Raw genomic sequence first — 18,850 nt, 5'->3', positions numbered from 1 at the left:
TATAAAAGTCGGCTTTTAAGGATGCTTTATTTTTGCACTCCCATAAAAAAAAATCCCTTGATCTTTGGACAAAATGAGCGATGGATTTTCGGCGATTAAAATTAAATCTAGGTGGTCAAAATGGAAGCTAGCGCACGAAATTTAGACTGAAAAAAGTCGCAAACTTATGTTAATTGCAACTCTTTTCATTAGTCTTTTTTACAAAAGGTTTTACGGTAGGGATACTGGTAATTATACGAGCAGTTATTGGGCGAAATTTTGAGTGTGAACGATGTAGTTTACATCGACATTGTGGCCCAAACGGTAGCTGTCAGTCAGTGGGTTATAGTGTAGGCCAGTGATGCCTAACTCTTGCAGTGGGGTGTTATCAATCATCTTGATAAGTTCTGCGGGGCGAATGAACTTCTCGTGCTCATGAGTGCCCTCAGGAACAATCTTAAGTAGCTTTTCTGCACCAACAATAGCGAACAGGTAAGATTTGAAGTTACGGTTCAAGGTAGAGAAGAACACGTGACCACCCGGTTTCACTAGTTTTGAACATGCGCTAATCACAGATTGTGGATCAGGAACGTGCTCTAGCATTTCCATGCACGTTACCACATCGTAAGTTTGTGGATTCTGTTCTGCGTGGTCTTCGATGGTGCTCTGGATGTAATCTAGCTTGGTGCCTGTTTCTAATGCGTGAAGACGTGCCACTTCTAGTGGTTCTTTACCCATATCTAGGCCAGTGACTACTGCGCCCTCAACAGCCATGCTTTCAGCCAAAATGCCGCCACCGCAGCCAACGTCGAGTACTTTCTTACCAAATAAACCTTCGGTTTTTTCTAGCACGTAATTTAGGCGCAGTGGGTTGATTTGATGTAGAGGCTTAAACTCGCCTTCCAGATCCCACCAGCGCGACGCCATGTCTTCGAATTTTTTGATTTCTGCTGGGTCTACGTTCTGTGATTTAGTCATAATCGGCATTTCCAAGTTAAATAATGCATCCATGAAATTGCAGGCATTATAACTTGCCTTTTCGCCCTGACCAGAAGATCTACAATTTTGCTAGTTTATTGGATGTAAAGTGACCATGTTTCAGCAAGATATGATGCGGAGGTGCAATTTCTCATCAATTGATTGGCTACAAGGGTCACAAGATGGTAAAAGGAGAGGGAAAGTGATGCCTCCGTAGGTAAATTTGTGTTATATTTTTCGGTCTTATACGTATTCAAAAATACGATCTGACTATAGAGGGAAAATGGCTCTATGAGCGATCTAGCGAAAGAGATCACGCCCGTAAATATTGAAGATGAGCTTAGAGGTTCATACCTAGACTACGCGATGTCCGTCATCGTTGGTCGTGCCCTTCCAGATGTGCGTGATGGCCTAAAACCTGTACACCGCCGCGTTTTGTTCGCGATGAATGTACTAGGTAATGATTGGAACAAACCATATAAAAAGTCTGCTCGTGTAGTAGGTGATGTAATCGGTAAATACCACCCACATGGTGATAGTGCTGTATACGATACTATTGTTCGTATGGCGCAACCGTTCTCACTGCGTTACATGCTAGTTGATGGCCAAGGTAACTTTGGTTCTATCGATGGCGACTCCGCGGCTGCAATGCGTTATACCGAAGTTCGTATGGCGAAAATTGCTCACGAGCTCCTGGCTGACCTTGATAAGGAAACTGTGGATTACGTACCGAACTACGATGGTACAGAACAAATTCCAGCAGTACTTCCTACAAAAATTCCTAACCTATTGGTAAACGGTGCTTCTGGTATCGCAGTAGGTATGGCTACCAACATCCCACCACATAACCTTGGTGAAGTTGTTGATGGCTGTTTAGCATTTATCAATAATGAAGATATCACTATTGATGAGCTAATGGACTATATCCCTGGTCCTGACTTCCCAACAGCAGCACTTATCAGTGGTCGTAAAGGCATCGTAGATGCATACAAGACTGGCCGCGGTAAGGTTTACATGCGTTCAAAAGCGGATATTGAAGTAGAGAAGAATGGTAAAGAAACCATTATCGTTACTGAGATCCCTTACCAAGTAAACAAAGCTCGTTTGATCGAGAAGATTGCTGAACTGGTTAAAGATAAGAAAGTAGAAGGCATCAGTGCACTGCGCGACGAGTCTGATAAAGACGGTATGCGTATTGTTATTGAATGTAAGCGTGATGCAGTAGGCGAAGTGGTTCTTAACAACCTATACGCTCAAACTCAACTGCAAACGACTTTCGGTATCAACATGGTTGCGTTGAATAACGGTCAACCACAGTTGTTCAACATCAAAGACATGCTTAAGTGCTTCGTAGACCACCGTCGCGAAGTTGTGACTCGTCGTACTATCTTCGAATTGAAGAAAGCGCGCGACCGTGCACACATCCTTGAAGCACTGTCTCTAGCACTTGCTAACATTGATGAAATCATTGAACTGATCAAGAGCGCGCCAACACCAGCAGAAGCTAAAGTTGGTTTAGTGTCTCGTGGTTGGGATCTTGGTAACGTTGCTTCAATGCTTGAGCGTGCAGGTACTGATGCGGCCCGTCCTGATTGGTTGGAAGACCAATACGGCATCCGCGATGGCCAATACTTCCTAACGGAAACACAAGCACAAGCTATTCTAGAACTTCGTCTTCACCGCCTAACTGGCCTAGAGCATGAGAAGATTCTAGACGAGTACAAAGCACTTCTAGAAGAGATCGCTGAGCTAATGCACATTCTTGCAAGCACTGAGCGTTTGATGGAAGTTATCCGTGAAGAACTTGAAGCGGTACGTGAAATCTATGGCGACGAGCGTCGTACAGAAATCACAGCTGCAGTTCATGACATCGACATGGAAGAGCTGATTGCTCAAGAAGACGTTGTAGTAACGCTTTCTAACGCAGGTTACGTTAAGTACCAAATCCTAAGCGACTACGAAGCTCAGCGTCGTGGTGGTAAAGGTAAGAGTGCAACTAAGATGAAAGATGAGGATTACATTGAGCGTCTGCTTGTTGCTAATACTCACGATAACATCCTATGTTTCTCTACTCGTGGTAAGACATACCGTCTGAAAGTTTACCAACTACCATTAGCAAGTCGTACTGCTCGTGGTAAGCCTATCGTGAACATTCTTCCTCTAGAAGAAGGTGAGCGTATTACGGCTATCCTGCCTGTTTCTGAGTTCTCTAACGAGAAATTCATCTTCATGGCAACAGGCGATGGTACTGTTAAGAAGACATCTCTGGATCAATTCGCAAACGTACGTGCTAACGGCCTAATCGCTGTTAACCTACGTGACGACGATTCACTGATCGGCGTTGACATCACTAACGGTGATAGCGACATCATGCTGTTCTCTAAATCGGGCAAAGTTGTTCGCTTTAACGAGGACAAAGTGCGTGCAATGGGCCGTACTGCCTCTGGTGTTCGTGGTATGAAGCTTCCAGAAGACGATCAAGTGGTTTCACTGATTGTTCCTTCTAACGAAGGCGATATCCTAACTGTGACTCAAAACGGTTACGGTAAGCGTACTGAGCTAGCTGAATACCCAACGAAAGGCCGTGCAACGCAAGGTGTAGTATCTATCAAAGTCTCTGAACGTAATGGCCCAGTAGTTGGCGCCGTTCAAGTTGAAGAAGGCGATGAAATGATGATGATCACCGACGCAGGTACACTAGTACGTACTCGCGTAGCGGAAGTAAGCCAAGTTGGTCGTAACACTCAAGGTGTAACACTGATTCGTACTGCTGAAGACGAGAACGTTGTAGGACTACAACGTATCGACGAAGTAGAAGAAGCTGAGATTGTAGAAGGCGAAGCTGAAGAAGCAAATGCTGAAGCAGTTAACGCAGAAGGAACAGTGGCTTCTGAATCAAGTGAAGAGCAAGCATCAGATGCTTCTGACTCTGAAAGTGATAGCGAGCAAGACACTGAGTAATCTCGATTACGCTAAGTAATTAAGCTTACCATTGAAAAAAACCGAGCCCTAAGTGCTCGGTTTTTTTATTGCCTGTTCTTTGTGGAGAATCGTTAAATACCAATAGCTATACCTTGATCAAGTTTGCTTCGTGGCGAAAGAGGTAGAGTGAATGGGCGGATAAAAAGGGAGAGTAAAATGGATATCTGGTTACTGGTTGCTTTGTTATTGATGAGCCTGTTTTTGGTGGTGATCGTCGTTGAATCAAACAAAAACAGTAGTAGCCTCAAGGGGAACCTTCTTATCTCACTTACCGCAGTACTAGTCAGTGGCATTATCTGGTTTCAAATGAAGCAAGAACTGCCTCAACCTCCTTCCAGTGACAACGAAAATTACACCACAACAGATTTCCAAGATGAGCTGCAACAAAGCCTTAAGCAAGACCCGAATCAATCAGATTTATGGTTTAAGCTGGGTGGTGTTTATATGCAGAAAGGGGAGTTTGATGCGGCGTTTACCTGCTACGATTACGCGATTCGTTTAGATCCTCAAGCGCCTTCAGGCTTGTATGCCGCGAAAGCCACCGCACTTTATTATCTCAGTTCACAAGCGATGAGTGATGAAGTAAATAGACTGCTAGAGCAATCTATGGATCTTGATCCGAACGATCGAACGGCCTTGATGTTAATCGCGACCGATCACTTCATCAGTATGCGCTATCAACAAGCGATCGATGCGTGGGCTCAAATTCTCGACTCTAATCAGAAGGGGATTGATCGTGTTTCTATTATTCACTCGATCAACCAAGCCAAACAGATGATCCGTTAAGCTTGGCACAATCGCTAGTCGTTAATCGTTTGTTTTTAGCTATTTACTTTCCTGTATTTCAATCAGGCCACCTGCGTTATGGATTTGAGTAAACCCTTGAGCTTGTAAGAATTGATAGGCTTGTCCTGAGCGGTTACCACTGCGGCAATACAACACGATTGGTTGGTCTTTATCTATGCTTGCGAAATGAGTCGCGACCTCGGATAGTGGGTAGTTAATGGCGTTGTCTAGATGCCCTTGTTTGAACTCCTCAGGTGTTCTGACATCAACCACCATTGCACCTTTCTCAATTAAATCCCAACCTATGTCTGCGCGCTCAGACGCATGAACGCCAGAACTTAACAGTGCAACGCACAATGCTGAAAGTGAAAATAAGGTTTTCATTGTTTATTCCTTGAATTGGCGAGTAGATCGGAGGTGGGTATTGATGTGTATTCCTCCAAAACCTAAAAAACCAGCCACACCTCAATAGTGTGACTGGTTTTATTATTATGGTCTATTTGAAGAAACTAGTATTCGTAGTTCGCTTCACGTTTTTCAGCTTGTTCTTCCCACTTAGGAACAACCGTGTCTAAGAAGTGTTGTTTCTCAGCGTTCATCTTATCCATGTCCATTCCTAGCGCTTTTTGAGCTGCTTCTTTGGTCGAGATATCAGGAATTTCAATAGGGTCGGTGATGCCTTTCTTCGCTAATAGACGAATGATCTTAGTACGAGCATCGGCTGCACGGTCAACGGCTGTACCTAGAACCTCAAGAGCCACTTCTGGTGCATGCATGTGAACTCCATGAGACGCGATTGCGTAGTCCCAACGCCATTGAGCGTGACGAATATCCAGTAAGATTGGCTCCATCTCTTGCTCTGTTGCACCCGCTTCCCATGCCGCGCCGGCTTCAAAGTGAGCAGCAACGATTTGTTTCTCAGCTGTCAGCTTCATGTTTAGCACTTGAGCTTTACGGCTTGAAACGATGTTACGCATGGTCTCTTTCGATTGAGTATGACAGTTGGCACACGTATCTTCGAAGCGGTCAAACGGGTTACCTACTTTATGGTCGGTGTAAACTGTGCCGTCTTCTTTGGTGACTTTAGGCATATGACAGTCAGCACAAACGACTTTGTTTTTGCCGTGAATACCTTCACGCCATGTTTCATAGCCAGGGTGCTGCGCTTTTAGCATTGGAGCTTTAGATACCTTGTGCGTCCAATCCTTAAAGTTGATGTCATCGTAGTACTCTTCCATTTGCTCAACACGTGTCCCTTTGTCCCAAGGGAATTTCACGCCTTTGGTTGGGCCGGTAAAGTAGTATTCCACGTGGCATTGTGCACAAACTGAAGCTTGTTGGTCTAAACGGCTCTGCTCATCAAACTTTTTACCAATCGCTTCGAAAGCGCGTTCAACATAGGGGCGCGTCACTTTCAGTGCTGGCTCGCCGTTTTTGAACTCATCGCTTTGGGTGTCATGACAGTCAGCACAACCAATAGGGTTGACGATCTCGTTACCAAGACGTGCCCATTTACCTTCGAAGTAGCCATCTTCACCGCGTTCTTCAATAACACGTGCAACGTCTGGGCTCTTACAGCTCCAACATGCCATTGGCATTGGACCTGAGCTTTCGTCGGTCGGACCGCCAGTACGCAAGGTTTGTCTTACATCGTCAATCGCATAGAAGTGGCCGCGCGCTTTGTTGTAGTCTTTTGCGAACCCGTAGCCAGCCCACATGATCACCATGTTTGGATCTTCTTTTAGCGCATCTTCGATAGTTTCACTTTCTGACGTTTGTCTCCAAGAGTGATATTGATCAGGATGATTTTGCTCGAACTGGTCGTTACGAGGATCACCAATTTCTTTTTGTTCAGACGCAGCAAAACTGGTTGCGCTTGCTAGTGATGCGCTAACCATTAATAGTGCTGTGACGGAATTACGTATCCAGTGCTTTTTCACAGTGATATCTCCAATATACTGATTTTTATACCAAGCGTTGTGAGTTTGCTATTCAAATTAAGAACTGGAGAATTCCTGTTTATATTAATTCATAAATAAACACATTTTGTTACGTGTCGGAAGTTTGCTTGTTTTAGATCAATTAATAGCAGTGACTTTAATCACGTTGAAGTTTATATAACCCTAAAGGGGTATGCGTTAGCTGGTGGAGGGAAGTTTAAGTGATAATTATTATCAAATATAACAAGCAATTACATACTATGCCCTTGTGATAAATAGGGTGATTGTGTTCACATATTAACCTTCGTAAATTTCGCATTACCCAATTAGAGGTATATTCTAAATATAGAAAGCGTTGTGGCTTATCCAAAATAAGAATTGATATCATTTAAACGTTAATAATATCGTTTAAGGGTACTTTTGTTTAACCGGAATATTATTTAGTTGAGAGTTAAATAATGCCGGTATAAGGAAAGGATAAAATGGGCAATATTAAATTGGCCATAGTCATAATGCTTAAATCCCTTCTAGCATTCTGTCTCTATGGTTATTCCATTCATGCTGTTGCTGAGCCTGCTGTTACGCCAGTAGGAGAATCAACAAGACATGAAGTCGAATTAATCCGCGACAAAGACTACAAGTGTGTTCAATGCCACAAAGACTCCAAAGAAACGATATTGGGTTCACACGGTAAGAGCGCACACGCTTTACTTGGTCGTGAAGTGAATTGTACCGATTGTCATACCTCTATTGGCCCCGATCACCGTGAAGGTGCACCTGAAGTGGTGAAGTATCGCGCGGCTCAATCACAGCAGGGAACTGAAAAAGTCTTCCTCGATCCTAGCTTAATTTTAGACGCCAATAGCCAATGTATAGATTGTCATAAACCGGATGATCTGCGTGAAGCGAGCTGGACTCACGATGTTCACGCACAGAACTTAACGTGTTCAAACTGCCATGATGTTCATGCGACCGAAGCTAAGGTGTTGAGCTTAGATAAAAAGCAAACCATTAAGCTGTGCGTGGATTGCCATTCAGACTTCAACCAGAAGAAAGAAGGGGAGTAATCTATGAGCTGCTCAAGAAGAAACTTTTTAGCTGGCGCAGGCGCAGTGATCTTTACGACCGGGGTTGCAGGAACGGCGGCGGTAACAAGCCGAAAAACGTTGGCCAATGTTCAGGAAGATGGCACTAAGCGCTACGGGATGGTTCATGATGAAACCGCGTGTATTGGTTGCACTGCCTGTACTGAAGCGTGTCGTGAAGTAAATAAAGTGCCAGAAGGTGTATCGCGCTTAGAGATCATTAAGAGCGAACCTCAAGGCGAATATCCGAATGTTGATTACCGTTTTACCCGTAACTCTTGCCAACATTGTGATAATGCTCCGTGTGTGATGGTTTGCCCAACGGGTGCAGCCTATAAAGATGAGAAAACAGGCATTGTTGATGTGCACAAAGAGAAGTGTGTGGGTTGTGGTTACTGCTTATTAGCTTGTCCATATCAAGTGCGCTTTTTCCATCCAGAGAATAAATCCGCTGATAAGTGTAACTTCTGCCGTGATACTAACTTGGCTGAAGGGAAGTTACCTGCTTGTGTTGAATCTTGCCCAACTAACGCGCTGATATTTGGCGACCTGAACGACCCTAAGAGTGAGATAAACCAAGTGCTTCAATCGGAAGTGGTTTACAGAGATAAAGCCTACCTAGGGACTCAGCCAAAACTCTATAAAGTGCCACACCAAAAAGGGGAGATTTGATTATGAGTGCATGGGACACAGCTTTTCAGTCTGGTACCGTGGTATGGGACTGGATTATAGCCATCTATCTATTTCTGGCGGGGATGTCGGCGGGTGCCGTCATGATTTCCATTTACCTTAAACGAAAGGTCATTGAAGGCGATCCTGCTCATAATGGTGTGTTAAAGGCGACCGCTTTTCTTGCGCCATTTGGGATCTTTTCAGGCCTGTTGATCTTGGTCTTCCACCTAACAAAACCGTTATCCTTTTGGAAGATCATGATCTTCTATAATCCAACGTCTGTGATGTCGATGGGTGTGATCTTATTCCAAGTGTATATGGTGATCTTATTCCTTTGGATCGGCATTATATTTCGTGATCAAATCGTTGTGTTCTTGAATGACCAAGCTTGGTTAAAAGGACGACTCGATTTTGTCGGAAATTGGATTGGCAAAATAGAGGTGTTTGAAAATGCTTTGGAAATATTCTTAGCTATTCTTGCTCTGATGCTTGCCGCATACACTGGCTTCCTCCTTTCGGCGTTAAATACCTTCCCAATGCTGAATAACCCAGTGTTGCCGATTCTATTCTTATTCTCGAGTTTATCTTCGGGTGCTGCTGCGTGTATTTTGTTTGGCGTTTTGGTCTTCAAAGAATCGCCACACAGCATCAGTGTTTCTTGGATTCACGGATTTGAGCGTCCGGTTGTGATGTTCGAATTATTTGTTCTGGTGACTTTCTTTACTGGGCTGGTATTTGCTGGTGGACAAAGTGAACAAGCGGTGTGGAACGCGATTGGTAGCGGCTTCTGGGCAAGTTGGTTCTGGTACGGTGTTATTGGAGTGGGCATGGTTTTACCCTTGTTACTCAATGCCGTCATGCCAGACTCTATTCGTCATAGTTCGGTGTATATCTTTTCCGTGACGTCTTTGAGCTTAATGGGCGTGTTAATGCTACGAACTTTTGTCCTTTACGCAGGGCAGTTAACGATAGCTTAATTTCGCACTAGTAAGCAGATGCTGGATACCGAGCATCTGCTTACTCATTCTCTGTTTCTTTGCATAAAGAAGCTAACAACGGTTTTACTTGGCTTTGCTTTGGTGGAGCCTTATTGAGGTAATATGGTCGGTTCTTTGGGGCTGTTTAGTTTAGTTGTGGTCGCTGTGCTTAGCAGCATTATCGCTGTGCATTCGATTTACCCAATGCTCGCCAAGCAATCACCGAATCTAGGTTTAATTCGTAGTTTCTCTCTCTCAAGCGCACTATTTTCCATTGGCGCGATTGTTCTGCTTGGCTATGCCTTTATCAGTGACGACTTCTCTATTCTGTATGTCGCAGAACATTCTAACACCCAGTTACCTCCCTTTTTTAAAATGGCCGCCGTGTGGGCAGGGCATGAAGGGTCATTGCTGTTTTGGGTACTGACCATCAGCTGTTGGTCCGGTGTTATCGCGTTGCAAAAACGTTACTCCAGTGAATATCAAAGCCGTGTGTTGTGGGTGATGAATGTATTACTCGCAATATTCGCTTGGTTCACGTTATTCGCATCAAACCCATTTGAATTGAATTCAACCTTGCCGCTTGAAGGACGAGACCTTAATCCAATGCTGCAAGATGTCGGTTTGATATTTCATCCGCCATTACTTTATCTAGGTTATGTAGGGTTTTCGGTTGTACTGGCCTTTGCAGTCGCAGCGCTATTAGTGGATCCGATCGAGTTTGATTGGGTCGCTCATTGTCGAAGCTGGTGTGTAGTTGCGTGGATCTTTTTAACCGCGGGGATCATTCTTGGTTCTTGGTGGGCATATTACGAATTAGGTTGGGGCGGCTGGTGGTTCTGGGATCCTGTTGAGAACGCGAGTTTATTACCTTGGCTCACTTCTACCGCTTTGCTACATACTTTGGGTGTTGCCAAGGGCAAGCAACAACTGTTGAAATGGTCTCTGAGTCTTGCCTTCATTACGTTCTGTTTAAGTATTCTCGGCACCTTTATTGTTCGCTCTGGCGTGCTCACTTCAGTACACGCCTTTGCGGTTGACCCAAGTAAAGGCATCGCACTGTTGCTGATCTTAGTCGTTGTGTTGGTGAGTTCGTTTTCTCTGCTTATCGTGCGAGGCGAATCTTTCGAATCGAGCCCAATCACACGCTTTGCCAGTAAAAGCTTTTTGAGTTTAGTTGCCGTGCTCATCTTCGTTTTGGCAACGGCGGTTGTGGTGTTCGGCACTTTCTATCCAATGGTGTTTGAGCTATTAGGCCTTGGAAACATCTCGGTAGGTGCACCTTACTTTAACCTACTAATAGCACCGTTAGCTCTGCTCGCAATGGGCGTTGTTGGCCTTGCTCCATTGCTCAGCATCAAACCCCAAGCGTCGAAAGGCGTTATGGCGTTAATCGCTCTGCTATCTATTGCTCTTGGTTTTACCTGCTATGTTTTGCAAGTAGAGAAGATTCAAGTGATGGCACTGATGACATGGTCACTCGCGTTTTGGGTTGTGTTGACTCATGTTTATGGCTTAGTGGTCACACGGAGTTCTAAATTCCAACGTAAAGTATGGGTAATGACATTCGCACATGTGGGTGTCGCAGTATTAGCGGTAGGTGCCGCGATGAACAGCTACCATTCGTTTGAACGCAGTTATAAATTGAGCCCCGGTGAACAGGTTGAGTTTATGGACTGGACGCTTTCTCATCGTGATACTGAGCTTTATGTTGCATCGAACTTTACTGCCGAAAGGGCAATGCTTGACTTAGAGGCTAATGAACGAAGCTTTTACATCACACCAGAAAGAAGACATTACCAAGTTAGAGTCATGAACATGAGTGAGCCTGCGATGAAGTGGTTCTGGCATGGTGACGTGTATATCACCATGGGTGAAAAAGTGGATTCAACCGCTTATGCATTCCGCGTGCAATATAAGGCTTATGCTCGTTGGATTTGGTTTGGTGGGTTGATCTCTATTTTAGGTGCGTTGCTCTCATTGATTTATCGTAAAAAGAAAACCGTTAAGGTGTCACAGTATGAATACCAGCGTTCGTAACAAACTCATCACGCTTATTGTATTGGCACTGATAGTGGTGTTGGCGTTTCTATTCGCGCTTGATAACAAGCAGCAAACCACCACAGTATCGACGCAACAGAGATCGTTCCCTGAATTTTCATCGACAGCGTTAGCCAGTAGCGAAGGGACCAAAGGGCAACAAGAACTGACGCGAACGGATATTACTGAGCACCCTTATCAGTTGGTGAATGTCTGGGCGTCATGGTGTGGTATCTGTAAAACTGAACATGCCTTTTTGCTCAAACTCCACAATAAAGGCATTCCTATTGTTGGTCTTAATTACCGAGATAATTCAGCAGCCGCTATTAATGTGTTGTCGAGTGATGGAAACCCTTATTCAAAAGTCATTAGCGATCCTCAAGGGAAGCTGGCCTTGGAGTTAGGAGTCATAGGAACGCCAGAGACGTACTTAGTTGATGCTGACGGTCAAATTATTAAGAAACTACTGGGTGTGATCAATGAATCCGTCTGGCAAAAGGAACTTGCCATGTATTTTGAAGGTGAGATTGGATGATGAAGTCTTTAATACAGATGGTCGTGATCTTGTCTGCAATTGTTGCTATTAGCTTTCCGACCATGGCAGAAGAGTTGTTTACAGCCAGTAATAAAGAGACAAGCATTCAGGTGGAACTGTTTGAGTTTGAAAGCCCTGACCAACAGCAGCGTGCTATTAGCTTGGCAAAAACGCTGCGCTGCCCTCAATGTCAGAATCAAAACCTGATTGAATCGAACTCGCCGATAGCAAAAGATTTACGTCTTGTTGTGTTTAATATGGTGAAAGAAGGGAAGAGTAATAATGAAATCACTCAATATATGACAGAGCGATTTGGCGAGTTTGTGCTTTATAAGCCAGCAATGAACGCTTCAAACCTATTACTTTGGCTTCTACCAAGCCTATTATTTCTCTTATTTATATATTTATCAGTAAAAAGTGTTAGAAAGGGCTCATAAAAAATGTGTATCACTGTTTACCAATTGACCTGTATTTTGTAACATTAAAGGATTATAAAGGCTAAGCACTGTTATATAAGGATGTATCTGTGGATAACGTAATCTCAAATTTAAAGAAAGAGTTCCATACTCATGTCCAGTCAGACAAGTGGGCAGAAAAATACAGTGCGAAGTCGAGCATTTCTACACTTACGCAAGAAGAGCTCACTGAATTAGAAAATGCTTGGGTTCAGCTTGTCATCTGGAAGCAAACTCAAGTAAGTTGAGCGTTCTGTAAAAACACAGTCTTAGTCGCAAGTGATTAATTTATAACCCCACATTGACCACCTCAATGTGGGGTTTTTTCTTATCTGAAAAAATAATTGTTATATTATAACAATTTGTTCGTGGTCGACCTTGAAAAAAATTGTTAACAGCCTCATAGTGTCTATCATTAGATAGTCCACTACAAAATATTGCCTAGACATATCCTGTAGTGTCGTTAAATACATTGAATTTTCAAGTGAGTATAGCTATGGCGGAAGTGCGTGCCAGAATAGATTTCAAAGTAGGGGTAACAAGCAGTATCGATGCTGAACTTCTGTCTTTTCATGGGTTGAAAACAGATAAAGAGCATGTAGCTGTAATATTTAAATCAGCAGACAAGACACAAGACATACCTCTTGTTCGTATGCACTCTGAGTGTCTTACCGGTGATGTTTTCCATTCTTCTCGTTGTGACTGCGGTGAGCAACTGGACGAAACCATTAGAATCATGGGTGAAACGGGCGGTGTGATTCTTTATCTACGCCAAGAAGGTCGTGGTATTGGTCTATATAACAAGATTGATGCGTACCGCCTTCAAAGCGAAGGGATGAACACTTACGAAGCGAATAACCACTTAGGTTTTGGCGACGACTTACGTGATTTCACTGAAGCGGCAGAAATGCTGCGTGCTTTGGGTACCACAAAAATTCGCTTAGTGACCAACAATCCTAAGAAAATCAATGAGCTTAAAGAGTTTGGTATTGAGATTGCAGAAGTGGTGAATACCTCTGCTCACATTAAGTCGGGTAACGAAAGCTACTTGAAGGCGAAAGTCTCACACGGTAAGCATAATCTGGATATCTGATTAGCCATCTTTGTTGCGTATAACACAAAAATGTTCAAAGACCTCACAAATGTGAGGTTTTTTTGTATTTATCTTGCAATAAAATTGTAAGTTTGTATTATTCAAATCCGTAGTGTAAATGATAATGGTTTGCACTATTACTACGAATAATAATTTAAAGCTCAACAAGGATGCTTCATGACCATTAAATCTTTAGTGACAAAAGCCGTAACTTCGTCACTCATTTTTGCCTCTGCTTCTTCTTTCGCAGCAGTAACTCAAGATCAAGTTGTAGAACATTACGCAGATATTGCTCATGCAGTGTTTGCCGATTCAGTAATCACAGCAAAAGCGTTGAACTCTTCTATTGATACCTTCTTAGCTTCTCCTTCTGCTGGCAACTTCGAACAAGTAAAACAAGCTTGGCTTGAGTCTCGTGTTCCTTACCAACAATCTGAAGTGTTCCGCTTTGGTAACGTTGTTGTTGATGATTGGGAAGGCCAACTAAACGCATGGCCACTAGATGAAGGCCTTATCGACTACGTTTCTTCTGATTACCAATATGAGCTTGGTAACGAAGGCGCTAGCGCAAACATCGTTGCGAACAAGACTTTCCAAATTGGTCAGACAACTGTTGATGCAACAAACATCACCCCTGAGCTAATCGCAGACCTTAACGAGATCGGCGGTTCTGAAGCGAACGTAGCATCTGGCTACCACGCGATTGAATTCCTACTTTGGGGCCAAGATTTAAACGGTACTAACAGCGGTGCAGGTGAGCGTGCTTACACTGATTTCGTTGTTGGCGCTGAGTGTACTAATGGTAACTGTGACCGTCGTGGCGCATACCTAAAAGCGTCAGCTGAACTACTTATCCAAGATCTAGAGTGGATGGAAAAGCAGTGGGCTGAAGGCGAGAAAGGCAACTACCGTCAAGAGCTTCTTTCTGAATCTAGCGAGAACGGCCTACGTAAAATGCTGTTCGGCATGGGTTCACTGTCTCTAGGTGAGCTAGCGGGCGAGCGTATGAAGGTAGCACTAGAAGCTAACTCAACGGAAGACGAGCACGATTGTTTCTCTGATAACACGCACAACTCTCACTACTACAACGAGCAAGGCATCTACAACGTTTACACGGGTCTATACAAGCGTGAAGACGGTACTCTACTTTCAGGTCCAAGCCTGTTTGACCTAGTAGAGCAAAAAGATGAGCAAGCTGCGAAAGAGATCCAAAAGCAGTTTGACCTAGCACGTGCACAAGTAGGCGAGCTAGTAACGTCTGCAGAGAAAAACAACCAGCACTTCGATCAGCTAATCGCTGCTGACAACGCTGCAGGTAACGCGCTAGTAAACAAAACAATTGTTGCGCTAGTGTCTCAAACTGCTGCAATTGAGCGTGCTGCTGGTGTGATTGGTATTGATAGCCTAAACCCAGACACGGCTGATCACGAGTTCTAAGAACCCGAGACCAAAACCAATGTAAGGGCTCTCATTGAGCCCTTAATTGTTTGCTACTCAAGAAAGTCACTCCTAAATAAAAACTAAAATCAAAAACACAGCAAGGCAATGTATGAAGTCGTATCTCTCAGCCTCACTATTAACCGCACTGTTTTTCGTATCTCCATTACACGCTCATGAAACCTACTCTGGCGGCAAAACTACCGTGAAGAAAGAGGGAGCGAACGCTTTTTCTCTTCCCGCAGCCAATCTACCTATGAGCAAACGCTTGGATTTCAGCGTGGGTAACAGCTTTTTTAGAAACCCTTGGGTTCCCGCACCGTCATCAACGGATGCTCGTGATGGATTAGGACCGCTATTTAATACTAACGGTTGTCAAAACTGCCACATCAAAGATGGTCGTGGTCACGCGCCAGAAAAAGGCGATGAGAACGCAGTATCCATGTTGGTTCGTTTAAGCATTCCGGCTGAAACGCCAGAGCAGAGACAAGCCTTTATTCGCGATGGTGGTATTCCTGAACCGACTTACGGTGGTCAGCTACAAGATTTCGCACTTCAAGGTGTTAAACCAGAGGGTAAAGTGAACATCAGTTACACCGATGTTCCTGTTGAATTCAAAGACGGTACAGTCGTTACTCTGCGTAAACCGATTTTAAAAATCACTGAACTTGCGTTCGGTGATATGCACCCTAAAACTGAATTCTCAGCTCGTGTTGCGCCGCCAATGATCGGCCTTGGCTTGCTTGAGAGCATTCCAAAAGAAACGATTTTAGGATTTGCTGAGCAACAATTGGCAGACAAACAGGGCGTGTCGGGTAAAGCCAACTATGTTCTTGATGTTCAAACCAATGAAATGACGCTTGGTCGTTTCGGTTGGAAAGCCGGACAGCCAAATCTAATGCAGCAAAACGCAGCGGCATTTAATGGTGACTTAGGCCTAACAAGCAGCTTGTTCCCGAACGAAAACTGCACAGCTGCGCAATCGACTTGTGATGATTTCCCAAATGGTGGTGAGCCAGAAGTTAGCGACAACATCCTAGATTTTGTTGAGTTCTATTCGCAGCACTTAGCGGTTCCAATTCGTCGTAACGTAGATAATCCAGCTGTTGTGCAAGGTAAAAAACTGTTCAAAGACGTTGGCTGTCAAAGTTGTCACCAAGCCGAATTCCGCACGGCAGAGCGAGAAGGTCTGCCTGCATTATCTAATCAGTTAATTAGCCCATATACCGACATGTTGCTACACGACATGGGTGAAGGTTTAGCGGATAACCGCCCTGAGTATCTTGCTAATGGTCAAGAGTGGCGCACCACGCCATTGTGGGGATTAGGCTATACCAAAGAAGTGAATGGTCACACCTTCTTGCTTCATGACGGTCGCGCAAGAAACGTTATGGAAGCGGTGCTTTGGCACGGTGGTGAAGCTGAAATGGCGAAACAAAAAGTTCTGTCTTTGAATGCGACCGAGCGCAAAGCACTGTTGGCGTTTTTGAACTCGCTATAGGCAGTTTGAAGCTTATTGCCTCAACACCTGAGTTAGCACGGATAAAAAGTTAACTTAAAACACACAACCGCTGAACTTGTAGGAATACGAGCTCAGCGGTCGTTTCATATTTATTGAACTCATATAATTAAAAGAAAAAATAGGAAGTAAGGTAACAGCATGACACATAAATTTTTGTTAATGCCTTTGTCGGTATTAATCATGGCAGGCTGCCAATCATCAGGTGAGCAAACGGCTTCATCTGAGGTTAATGGTGTTTCTTATCAAGCAGACACGACTGCTCACATCAGCCGTAACGTGTATCAACAAGAGTTTGATTCAGCCGTGCTATTCGCTAAGCAAGCCAGTGAGCTGGAAGTCTTGATGCAGGGGTACTGTGAAACCAACAATGTTGAGCTGGATGCTTTGAAAAATCAGTGGCAGCTCACGATGAACAGCTGGATGGCACTGCAAGGTCAAGAAAGAGGCCCAACAGCGGCACTGGAAGAGAGCTGGAATGTTCAGTTTTGGCCAGACAAAAAGAACACCACAGGCCTAAAAATGCGTCAGCTGACTCAACAAGATAAAGCTTGGTCACAAGACGAAATCGCACAACAGAGTGTTACTGTTCAAGGACTTGGTGCATTAGAGTGGTCTTTGTACGACGAGCAATCTCCACTGCTTCAAGACAAAGCTTCAGGTTGTCTATCTTCACAAGCTATCGCCCAAAACTTGGCGATGAAATCAGCCTCTATTGCTGAAGCTTGGCAGGTTAACCCGTGGTTAGCTCTGGACGAGATGCGTTGGGAATCTGAATACATCGCTTTGTTAACCAACCAACTTGATTACAGCATGAAAAAGCTGAGTCGTCCGATGGCGAAAATCGGTCATCCGCGCCCTTACTTCTCAGAATCATGGCGTGCACAAACCTCGATGACTCAACTAAAAGCAAACGTAGCAGCACTTCAGAACTTGTACCTCGCTGATGGCAATGGCTTAGACGGATTATTGAGAGAGAAGGGCTTAAATGACCTTGCTGATCGTGTTGCAGACCAGTTCACATTGACGCTAGAGACTTGGCCGACTGATTCAAGCCTGTTCGAGTTACTGCAGAGTAAAGAGGGCTACCGCGAGGTGCTGACTCAATACAACAAACTTGAACGTTTGAAGTACCTGATTCATGAAGAAGTGGCGATCGAGCTTGGCGTGGTAATAGGATTTAATGCTACCGATGGTGACTGATACTACGCGAAGAACGCTACTCAAGGCTGCACTGGGTTGTGCAGCTGTTCCTGTGCTTCCATTTGGCTGTGCGAGTCGAAAGGATGGGGCAACTCGAAAGGATGGTGTAAGTGCATCTAATGATCCTCAGCTGATTGGCTGTGCGCTAAATGGTCGTGGCCAATATTCAGCGGTTGTGGCTGATGAATATGGCATGCCATTGAGCCAGTTGCCAATTCCTGATCGTGGTCATGGCGTCGCTATTTGTCCAACCTCATCGCATGCCGTGGTGTTTGCTCGCCGTCCTGGTGACTACTTTATGGTGTTTGACTATAAAAAGGGCGAGCAGATTAAAATGGTGGTGAAAGGGAGCAACCGCCACTTCTATGGTCATGGCGTTTATTCGTTAGATGGCAAGTTACTGTATGCCACTGAAGGTAAAACCGACAGCAGCCAAGGTGTGATCGGTGTGTACGATGTCGCTCAAGGCTATCGTAAGGTTGAAGAGTTCTCCGATTTTGGTATTGGTCCTCATGAAGTGATCATCATGCCCGATGGTAATCTCGCGATCGGCGTTGGTGGCGTTCATACTGACGGAAGAACACCGAAAAACTTGGATTCAATGCAGCCGAGCTTAAGTTATGTATCCCCTGAAGGTGTACTACTTGATCAGGTTAAGTTGTTGGACAAGAAGCTAAGCATTCGACACTTAGCCCACGATGGCGCTGAAACCGTGCTTTGTGGTCAGCAGTATCGCGGTGAACCGGACGAGTATCCTTCGCTGTTGGCGATGCACACTAAAGGCGGACAGTTTGAGTCTCTGAATGCAGAGCCTGAACAGTGGGCAAGGTTCAATCACTATATCGCAAGTATTGCGGCGTCAGATGATTGGATTATTGCTACCTCACCACGAGGCAATTGCTACGGTATTTGGTCTAAAGAGACGAAAGAGTTAGTGGAACTGTCTGCGCTATCCGATGCTTCTGGTGCTGTGCTGCTTGATGGTGAGTTTAGACTCAGTTCTGGAGCGGGCAGTGTGGTGAGCCAACGCAAGCCATATGAGAAATCAAGCCAGCAATCATCCGTCCAGTGGGATAATCACTGGAGTGCAATCTGATTCATAAAATCCCTTAAAAAATAACATGCTTACTCCCATTTCTTTGCCATACTTATGGAATTACTGGTGACGG

At 44.4% G+C, this 18,850-nt stretch carries 17 protein-coding genes; 14 read left to right on the top strand and 3 right to left on the bottom strand.

Features of this window, described 5'->3' with window-relative positions:
- Positions 1–243: 243 nt before the first annotated feature.
- Positions 244–990, bottom strand: a complete 747-nt coding sequence (gene ubiG, locus L0992_09980) for a bifunctional 2-polyprenyl-6-hydroxyphenol methylase/3-demethylubiquinol 3-O-methyltransferase UbiG (protein XGB66052.1) — start codon at positions 988–990, stop codon at positions 244–246.
- A gap of 258 nt (positions 991–1,248) precedes the next feature.
- Between ubiG and gyrA the strand changes: the two genes are divergently transcribed.
- Both gyrA and L0992_09970 read left to right on the top strand, forming a co-directional pair.
- Positions 1,249–3,918 (top strand): DNA topoisomerase (ATP-hydrolyzing) subunit A, encoded by a 2,670-nt coding sequence (gyrA, locus tag L0992_09975; GenBank protein ID XGB66051.1) that lies wholly within the window; start codon positions 1,249–1,251, stop codon positions 3,916–3,918.
- Positions 3,919–4,095: 177 nt separating this feature from the next.
- Complete coding sequence (locus L0992_09970) at positions 4,096–4,725, top strand: tetratricopeptide repeat protein (protein XGB66050.1); 630 nt, start codon at positions 4,096–4,098, stop codon at positions 4,723–4,725.
- A gap of 39 nt (positions 4,726–4,764) precedes the next feature.
- Here the strand turns inward: L0992_09970 and L0992_09965 are convergent, their stop codons facing one another.
- Positions 4,765–5,109 (bottom strand): rhodanese-like domain-containing protein, encoded by a 345-nt coding sequence (locus L0992_09965; protein ID XGB66049.1) that lies wholly within the window; start codon positions 5,107–5,109, stop codon positions 4,765–4,767.
- Positions 5,110–5,234: 125 nt separating this feature from the next.
- Positions 5,235–6,665, bottom strand: coding sequence for an ammonia-forming nitrite reductase cytochrome c552 subunit (gene nrfA, locus L0992_09960; GenBank protein XGB66048.1), 1,431 nt, complete (start codon positions 6,663–6,665; stop codon positions 5,235–5,237).
- Positions 6,666–7,147: 482 nt separating this feature from the next.
- On the opposite strand from nrfA, the gene nrfB reads away from it, so the two are divergent.
- The 12 genes from nrfB (at position 7,148) to L0992_09900 (ending at position 18,777) form a co-directional block, all read left to right on the top strand.
- The gene (gene nrfB / locus L0992_09955) at positions 7,148–7,732 is read left to right on the top strand and encodes a cytochrome c nitrite reductase pentaheme subunit (GenBank protein XGB66047.1); all 585 of its coding nucleotides are present in this window, start codon (positions 7,148–7,150) and stop codon (positions 7,730–7,732) included.
- A 3-nt stretch (positions 7,733–7,735) separates the two neighbouring features.
- Positions 7,736–8,422, top strand: a complete 687-nt coding sequence (gene nrfC, locus L0992_09950; protein ID XGB66046.1) for a cytochrome c nitrite reductase Fe-S protein — start codon at positions 7,736–7,738, stop codon at positions 8,420–8,422.
- A 2-nt stretch (positions 8,423–8,424) separates the two neighbouring features.
- Positions 8,425–9,399: a cytochrome c nitrite reductase subunit NrfD gene (gene nrfD / locus L0992_09945; protein XGB66045.1), complete on the top strand. Its 975-nt coding sequence runs from the start codon at positions 8,425–8,427 to the stop codon at positions 9,397–9,399.
- A gap of 123 nt (positions 9,400–9,522) precedes the next feature.
- Positions 9,523–11,439, top strand: coding sequence for a heme lyase CcmF/NrfE family subunit (locus L0992_09940; GenBank protein ID XGB66044.1), 1,917 nt, complete (start codon positions 9,523–9,525; stop codon positions 11,437–11,439).
- Positions 11,420–11,974 carry a DsbE family thiol:disulfide interchange protein gene (locus L0992_09935; GenBank protein ID XGB66043.1) on the top strand — a complete coding sequence of 185 codons (555 nt, stop codon included), beginning with the start codon at positions 11,420–11,422 and terminating at the stop codon, positions 11,972–11,974. The genes L0992_09940 and L0992_09935 overlap by 20 nt, the downstream gene beginning before the upstream one ends.
- Complete coding sequence (nrfF, locus tag L0992_09930) at positions 11,971–12,411, top strand: heme lyase NrfEFG subunit NrfF (GenBank protein ID XGB66042.1); 441 nt, start codon at positions 11,971–11,973, stop codon at positions 12,409–12,411. Before L0992_09935 ends, nrfF begins: the two co-directional genes overlap by 4 nt.
- Positions 12,412–12,500: 89 nt before the next feature.
- The gene (locus tag L0992_09925) at positions 12,501–12,677 is read left to right on the top strand and encodes a hypothetical protein (GenBank protein ID XGB66041.1); all 177 of its coding nucleotides are present in this window, start codon (positions 12,501–12,503) and stop codon (positions 12,675–12,677) included.
- A 248-nt stretch (positions 12,678–12,925) separates the two neighbouring features.
- Entirely contained in the window at positions 12,926–13,522 is a 597-nt protein-coding gene (locus L0992_09920; GenBank protein ID XGB66040.1) for a GTP cyclohydrolase II, read from the top strand.
- Positions 13,523–13,699: 177 nt separating this feature from the next.
- Entirely contained in the window at positions 13,700–14,959 is a 1,260-nt protein-coding gene (locus L0992_09915; GenBank protein XGB66039.1) for a peptidase, read from the top strand.
- Between the two features lie 112 nt (positions 14,960–15,071).
- On the top strand, positions 15,072–16,460 hold the full coding sequence (locus tag L0992_09910) for a c-type cytochrome (GenBank protein XGB66038.1): 1,389 nt from the start codon (positions 15,072–15,074) through the stop codon (positions 16,458–16,460).
- 159 nt (positions 16,461–16,619) lie between these two features.
- A complete protein-coding gene (locus tag L0992_09905; protein ID XGB66037.1) occupies positions 16,620–17,681 on the top strand; it encodes an iron-regulated protein A in 1,062 nt (353 codons plus the stop codon).
- Positions 17,671–18,777, top strand: coding sequence for a DUF1513 domain-containing protein (locus L0992_09900; protein XGB66036.1), 1,107 nt, complete (start codon positions 17,671–17,673; stop codon positions 18,775–18,777). The genes L0992_09905 and L0992_09900 overlap by 11 nt, the downstream gene beginning before the upstream one ends.
- Positions 18,778–18,850 lie beyond the last annotated feature (73 nt).

This window comes from Vibrio pomeroyi (assembly GCA_041879425.1).
Classification (GTDB): Bacteria; Pseudomonadota; Gammaproteobacteria; order Enterobacterales; family Vibrionaceae; genus Vibrio; species Vibrio pomeroyi_A.
Note: the sequence above shows the minus strand (reverse complement) of the source record. Positions and strands in the feature narration are given on the sequence as shown.

Bases quoted from the DNA above. Each gene is read 5' to 3' on its own strand.
- L0992_09910 (XGB66038.1), top strand. From the start codon at position 15,072: ATGAAGTCGTATCTCTCAGCCTCACTATTAACCGCACTGTTTTTCGTA.
- ubiG (XGB66052.1), bottom strand. From the start codon at position 990: ATGGATGCATTATTTAACTTGGAAATGCCGATTATGACTAAATCACAG.
- L0992_09940 (XGB66044.1), top strand. From the start codon at position 9,523: ATGGTCGGTTCTTTGGGGCTGTTTAGTTTAGTTGTGGTCGCTGTGCTT.
- L0992_09935 (XGB66043.1), top strand. From the start codon at position 11,420: ATGAATACCAGCGTTCGTAACAAACTCATCACGCTTATTGTATTGGCA.
- L0992_09965 (XGB66049.1), bottom strand. From the start codon at position 5,109: ATGAAAACCTTATTTTCACTTTCAGCATTGTGCGTTGCACTGTTAAGT.
- L0992_09970 (XGB66050.1), top strand. From the start codon at position 4,096: ATGGATATCTGGTTACTGGTTGCTTTGTTATTGATGAGCCTGTTTTTG.
- nrfF (XGB66042.1), top strand. From the start codon at position 11,971: ATGATGAAGTCTTTAATACAGATGGTCGTGATCTTGTCTGCAATTGTT.
- nrfD (XGB66045.1), top strand. From the start codon at position 8,425: ATGAGTGCATGGGACACAGCTTTTCAGTCTGGTACCGTGGTATGGGAC.
- L0992_09905 (XGB66037.1), top strand. From the start codon at position 16,620: ATGACACATAAATTTTTGTTAATGCCTTTGTCGGTATTAATCATGGCA.
- gyrA (XGB66051.1), top strand. From the start codon at position 1,249: ATGAGCGATCTAGCGAAAGAGATCACGCCCGTAAATATTGAAGATGAG.
- L0992_09915 (XGB66039.1), top strand. From the start codon at position 13,700: ATGACCATTAAATCTTTAGTGACAAAAGCCGTAACTTCGTCACTCATT.
- nrfC (XGB66046.1), top strand. From the start codon at position 7,736: ATGAGCTGCTCAAGAAGAAACTTTTTAGCTGGCGCAGGCGCAGTGATC.
- nrfB (XGB66047.1), top strand. From the start codon at position 7,148: ATGGGCAATATTAAATTGGCCATAGTCATAATGCTTAAATCCCTTCTA.
- L0992_09920 (XGB66040.1), top strand. From the start codon at position 12,926: ATGGCGGAAGTGCGTGCCAGAATAGATTTCAAAGTAGGGGTAACAAGC.
- L0992_09900 (XGB66036.1), top strand. From the start codon at position 17,671: ATGGTGACTGATACTACGCGAAGAACGCTACTCAAGGCTGCACTGGGT.